Source organism: uncultured Lamprocystis sp. (genome assembly GCF_903933125.1).
In the GTDB taxonomy this organism is placed as follows: Bacteria; Pseudomonadota; Gammaproteobacteria; order Chromatiales; family Chromatiaceae; genus Thiodictyon.
The window spans coordinates 1-5,772 of sequence record NZ_CAIZIZ010000464.1; the positions used below are offsets into that span (position 1 = coordinate 1).

The 5,772-nt window shown below is 59.3% G+C and carries 7 protein-coding genes; 6 read left to right on the top strand and 1 reads right to left on the bottom strand.

Annotated features, from left to right (window positions below; translation table 11 throughout):
• The first annotated feature begins 115 nt into the window (after positions 1-115).
• The 5 genes from QZY03_RS24955 (at position 116) to QZY03_RS24975 (ending at position 4,781) form a co-directional block, all read left to right on the top strand.
• Complete coding sequence (locus tag QZY03_RS24955; protein ID WP_295585642.1) at positions 116-478, top strand: hypothetical protein; 363 nt, start codon at positions 116-118, stop codon at positions 476-478.
• Between the two features lie 79 nt (positions 479-557).
• The gene (locus QZY03_RS24960) at positions 558-767 is read left to right on the top strand and encodes a hypothetical protein (RefSeq protein WP_295585644.1); all 210 of its coding nucleotides are present in this window, start codon (positions 558-560) and stop codon (positions 765-767) included.
• Positions 760-954 (top strand): nucleotidyl transferase AbiEii/AbiGii toxin family protein, encoded by a 195-nt coding sequence (locus QZY03_RS24965; RefSeq protein ID WP_295585646.1) that lies wholly within the window; start codon positions 760-762, stop codon positions 952-954. The genes QZY03_RS24960 and QZY03_RS24965 overlap by 8 nt, the downstream gene beginning before the upstream one ends.
• A gap of 83 nt (positions 955-1,037) precedes the next feature.
• A complete protein-coding gene (locus QZY03_RS24970) occupies positions 1,038-2,405 on the top strand; it encodes a peptidoglycan-binding protein (protein WP_295585648.1) in 1,368 nt (455 codons plus the stop codon).
• 327 nt (positions 2,406-2,732) lie between these two features.
• Positions 2,733-4,781, top strand: coding sequence for a hypothetical protein (locus tag QZY03_RS24975; protein ID WP_295585650.1), 2,049 nt, complete (start codon positions 2,733-2,735; stop codon positions 4,779-4,781).
• Positions 4,782-5,120: 339 nt separating this feature from the next.
• Here the strand turns inward: QZY03_RS24975 and QZY03_RS24980 are convergent, their stop codons facing one another.
• Entirely contained in the window at positions 5,121-5,435 is a 315-nt protein-coding gene (locus tag QZY03_RS24980; protein WP_295585651.1) for a L,D-transpeptidase family protein, read from the bottom strand.
• Positions 5,436-5,576: 141 nt separating this feature from the next.
• Between QZY03_RS24980 and QZY03_RS24985 the strand changes: the two genes are divergently transcribed.
• On the top strand, positions 5,577-5,772 hold a 196-nt coding region (locus QZY03_RS24985), incomplete at its 3' end, for a hypothetical protein (protein WP_295585653.1).

A 5,772-nucleotide genomic window follows, 5' to 3' on the forward strand; every position in this document is an offset into this window, starting at 1 on the left:
CCAGGATTCGACCAGTTCACCGGGGGTAAACCGTTGCTCAAGCCGGTGGCCGCGCGGCTGTCCCATCACCCGCGCATCCAGCCCCGGCGGGAACAGGTCCCGCCAGAGGTTGAGTTTGGTCGCGACCAGGCTGTCCTGGTGGCGTGTGCGGCGCGTGATCGAGCCGATGCTGGCCGGTACCGCGATGAACGGGGTGCCGGAGGATGACCGCCAATATCTGGTTGACCTGGGGCTCTTGCGCCGCGACGGCGCCGGGGGTCTGGTGGTTGCCAATCCCATTTACCGCGAGGTTCTGCCGCGTGCCCTGGCGGGCGGACCCCAGGACAGTCTGCCGCGGATCGCGCCGCTCTGGCTCGACCCCGACGGCCACCTGAGTCCGGACCGTCTGCTCGACGCCTTCCTCGCCTTCTGGCGCAAACATGGCCAACCGCCGGCCGCCTCCTTACGTCACCGCATCCTACGGGCTGTGCGATCTTGAACTCCAAATGATCAGCGCTGGCCGGAACGATAATGAAGGCTCGATGGTCGGCACCCCGCGGCGGCGTTAAGATCGACCCATGACGACCCCAACCGTCGAGATCGCCCGCTTTCCCGCCCTGCGCCTGCTCGCCTGGCAACTGCACCAGGAGCGGATGAGCGAGCCCGATGTCCTTGCGCTTTACGAGCGGGAATGGCGGCATCTGGACCCGGACCGGCTCGACCCGGACGAGCGGGCACTGATCGAGCGTCTGGTCCGCACCTACGGACACGGCGTGCTCAATGTTTAAGCGCCCCCACCACCAGCGGATTTTCAGCGTCTTAAGCCAGATGGACCCGGACTTCCTGCGTGCCGCCGCCTGCGGTTTCGGCGGTGGCACCTGTCTCGCCCTCGTCTTGGACGAATACCGCGAGTCGGTGGACATCGACTTCCTGTGCGCCGCAACCGAGGGGTATCGCGCCTCCGCTCGACCGTGAGCGAGGGGTCGCTCGGTGAGTTGTTTCGTGTTGCGCCGCGGCTGTTGCGTGAGGTGCGGGCAGACCGGTACGGGATTCGCACTGTGCTGGAGGTGGAGGGTGTCCCGGTTCGCTTCGATGCCTTGTCCGTCTCGTCCGAGGCCCAGACCCTGGTTCGGGAGCGACTGGATTTCAATGGGGGAACCGCCCTTAAGGGAGGGGACGTTGCAAGGATCTCTTACAAGGGCAAAACTGTTTATGCGATTCTCGCTGATGAAGGCCCAAAAACACTTATTGGTGAGATGAGCATCAAAGCAATTGAAGCTTTGGGGGGTAACCCCTGGGATGCGCCTCACAAGAAGATCGTTCGAGGCATCCCTTTTGGGGTAGAATATTTGATCAAGCCCAATTCTTGCGACTTTAGCAAATGTCGGGATTTTGAATCAATTCAAAAATATGGGGTATCTCTCTTCTCCAGTCAACCGACTTTTACCCCGATCACTGAGCCCCAATTGCTTAGTATCCAGGTGGGAGATTTTGGGTCTGAGGTTGAATCAGTTCAAACAAACATCAACCGCATCTTTACCGACATTCTGTTAACTGTGGACGGAAAGTTTGGTCCTTTGACAGATGCGGCCGTGGAGATGTTCCAAACTCGGACCAAGCTACCCGTAACTGGAATCGTGGACAAGGCTACCTGGGACAAATTGATTTCCACATCAGCGGAGTCTCTATCCGAGTCTCAAACTCCCGCTCCTACTCCGCGGCCTTCACCGCCTCCTTCCCCTAGGACGCCCGCTTTGGTTATTCCTTGGGCAACCCAAGTGAAACCTTTCAAGACCTCTTGGACCTATGACGCAGGATTCCCAAAAGGGCTGGTAGTTCACTTTACCGCAACAGGCCCAACCCCTTCGGAGGAATCCGGGGTGGAGGATTACATGAGAGCCACGTGGAGCGTTTTCATGATGAAGCGAAGTGGTGAACTCCTTCAAACCTTTCCTCTCAATCGAGGCGGGTATCATTGTGGCACCGTTGCTCATGACAACTCTTTGGGCGTCGAGATCGTTGCCGCGGGACGCTGTACACCCGTAACCATAGATGGGGCTAAGAAGTTTGCCCCCTGGTATGCCTATGGAAAGGACGCCAATGGCAAGACGACTCTGATCCACCCGGACCGATGCCTAGCCGAATCCGATATGAGATATGTGGGTCCGAACAAGACCAAAAACATCTACTCGGGTTGGTATCAAAAGTACACCAAAGAGCAGGAAGAGACTCTCATCAAGCTTTGTCTATTCTTGAAGTCCCAAGCACCTAACTATTTCGATTTCGATTTGGTTGTGGGTCATGATGAGACCTGTGATGCTCATGGACGACCAGGTGCCAAGAATGACCCAGGGGGAGCACTGACCATGGACATGCCAAGCTTCCGCCAATTCTTGAAGGACCGGTGGGCAGGACAAACGCCTTAACTGAGAGCGAAGTCTCCGGTTTTTCGGGGGGGCATCGGAGGGGGCGGGGCGTCGGGCTGGGGGGTTACAGCGTTTGTCCAGCGGCCAGATCCCGCGAAAGCGCCCGTCCCCAAGGCCTCACGGCGGATGCCTGCGGGCGATCCGCCGTGAGGCGTCGCCAGGGCATGCGCCATGGCCTCAGTGTCGCAGATCGCACGAAGCAGCCGGAGTTATGCGATAGCCCGGCTTCAACTGTTTGCGCCCATTTTTCACATAAGCTATTGGTTAGCTATAACCATAAGCAGCCACATCGGCGGTCTCGGCCAGGCCGGCACCACGGAGATCCACATGACCAAACGCAGCGTAGCGATAATCCTGGCCGCAGCCATCGTCGTCGGACTGCTCGCCGCTCTTATCGCGGTCGGCGGCGAGCCGTTCGCGGAACGCGTGGCCGAGCGCATCTATCCCGACTTGCAGCGGCCATTCGATAGCGAGGCCCCGCCAACGCCGACGAGTCTGCCCGCATCCTCCGAAATCAGGACCGTCATCGGGGGCAAAGGAGAAGGGTTGAGCTGCAGCCTGGAACCGTGGATGGAGCGGCTGTTCTTTTCGCGTGATCAGCAGCACGAGGCGCCGCTCTCCCTGCAAATTCGCCAGGCCTGTGCTTTCCACGATTACTGTTACCGACACGGCGACGCCACCTACGGCTATCAGCAAGTCGACTGTGACTTCATGTTGCAGCAGTATGCCTATCGTCTCTGCCGCCAGATATCTCAACGCGAGGAGAGTCACAACAAATGCATGTCGCGCGCCCGGCGCGTCCTCTTGGGCGTACGCGTCGGCGGCGGCCAGCCGGAGGCGGGGCGTTCGACCTTCTTCGAGTTCGATCCGATGCCCCATCGGGCCGATGACTATGTCGTCGGCCGACTCGTGTCGCTACCGGAAAAACAGCCGGTCGTCGGCTCATCGGGAAAGGCATTCTTGCGGCAATCGCTGGTGACTTACGCCATTAAGCGCGGGACTGTCCAGCCACGGCTGCTGACCTGGGATCCCTGTCGTGGCGATAATGCCCCGTGCACGCTCTGGGACAACCCACTGTCGCCGAAAGAGTTTCCGAATCGGGCGATCCCCACTCCACCCCATGTCGTGTCTGACGCGGGGCGAGATCGCGTCCTCGCGATGGTACGGGATGAGATCGACAACACCGGAGTGCGGGTGGTCGAGTATCCCGTTCCTCCCGGCAACAGCCTGGGCACTGTCGATCCCCCTATCGATCATGATGCGTCGATTAATCTGCTCCACACGCCGGGCAGCGGCATCGAGATCCTGAGTGTCTCGCATCGCGGAACGAATGGAGCAATACAGGTTGCCCGCGATACGTGGAGGGACAATGGACATAACGTTTCATTCATTTCTGTTAAGCAGCAGAAGGATCGCTATCGAATACTTCAGATAGAACCGATCGTCGGTCGGTTTCAGGAGCGCGGTCAGGAAGACATCCTGCTGATCCGCCGAGGGCTGGACAGCCGCGGCGAACGATATCAAGAGGCGGTCCGCGGTTACGTCGCGAGCCTGGACCAGCCTGCGAGCCAGAGGGAGCTCCGTATCGAGCTTCCGGAAGGGTCCGAACCGGCGGGTCCGGTCAAGCTTCCCGACGGCAGAGACGGTCTGATCTCGGTAGTGGCCAAGAAGAACCAAGACACCGGCCAGCCCGAGACGATCCTGGAGGTCCGCGATGTCATGCATTGCGATGAGGACGGGAGCTGCGGGGCACCCACACCGATCGACACAAGACTCCCTGCCTCATGGATTCGCATGCCGGTACAGGTGCTACCGTCCCGGGAGTTGCCAGAATCCGATTTGTTGTTCTTTTCTCGGGTCGTCTGCCGGAAGGCGAACGATCAAGAGCGGTTGATCGATTGCGCAGACATTCCAGCGCCCGAGCACCCGACCGAGGTCGTGATCGAATTTTTCTACTCCCGGCTCACGGGCGGTTCCGACCAGACGCAGCCGCGATTTCAACTGCTCCCCGTCGGCGACGGATCATGTCGCATACCCCTCGAACAACAACTGCAGGCTCAACGAAAGAACAACGACGACAGGCTGCTGGTACGCAAAATAAAACGTGCGCTCATCGACAAGACGGATCGGGAGAAACCTGAAAAGGTAAACCCGTACGTGTTCCGCGAATTTGCGCGTCGCTGGAGCAACAGTCAGGTCATACCGGGGCGCATCTTCGACCGCGACGGCACGAACACGCCCGCGGATGTGCTCGATGTCGCAATGATCTTCAAGGGTGACCCAGGATTTTCGCTGCTCCTGCGCGGCGAGCAGCGCACGGCGCCGAAGACTTATCGCCTCGCTGCGTTTTCACCCGGTTATATGTACTGCGAGTGACGGAGAATGCTGGGGACGGGCCCTGAGCTATCCCCATGATGTCTATCAAAAATGAGTAGGTTAGCGAAAGGCGCGGGTTCTGGGACGTCGCTAGCCAAGTGGGTATTACGCATGGGTGAAATTCCCACCTGTGGTCATAGTGGCCTCACAGTCGGGCCACATCGGCCCAAGAATCGTCAACCAGTCGATCCAACCTGGTGAAGGTGTCCATGCGACAACAGCGGTTCGCGTCGTCGACCTGCCACTGGTTAGTGCGGCGATGGTCGCACAACTCTCAGACGCTCTTCGTGTTCTTTGTGTCTTGGTGCGAGCAACTGCCGGATGAGGGCGACGGATGGACTAAGGCAGAATCTCGACCGGCGTCCCCCTGGTCGTAAGTTCCCAAATCTCATCGATTTCCATGTCGGAGACGGCGATGCAGCCGAAGGTCCAGTCGCCGGTGCGCCGCTCGCGCCAGTTGTTGGGCTGGCCATGGATCATGATCAGGCCACCGGGGTCATTGCCCTGGCGCAGCGCGCGCAGGCGGTCTTCCTCGCGCGGATAGGAGATATGCAGGGCTTTGCGATAATTGCTCCCGTCGATCCGCCGATCGATGTAGTAACGCCCTTCCGGCGTGCGGCCGTCGCCTTGCCGCTGTTTGCACGTAATCAGCACGTAATCAGGGACAGACCCTGAAGTATCCCCTAGAAAAAATCAATAAAAACAGAGGTCAAGAAAAGATTCTGCGATCTGCCGACGCGTGTACGAGGTTTTACTGCCACACTGGTATAAGGAAAACCGCTCAGGACGCCCTTCATGCACGTGCCCACATTATTACGCTCTTGGCTCGGTCAGTCACTGGATTTTGTCCATGCCACCCGCCTCGCCGCACTCTTTGACATGGTGGAGGCCTGCGTCACCGGAGCGGGTTTGTCCATCACCGCGGTGGGACGACGCCTGGTCGGCCCGACGACGTTGAAGCACAAGATCAAGCGCGCCGACCGCCTGATCG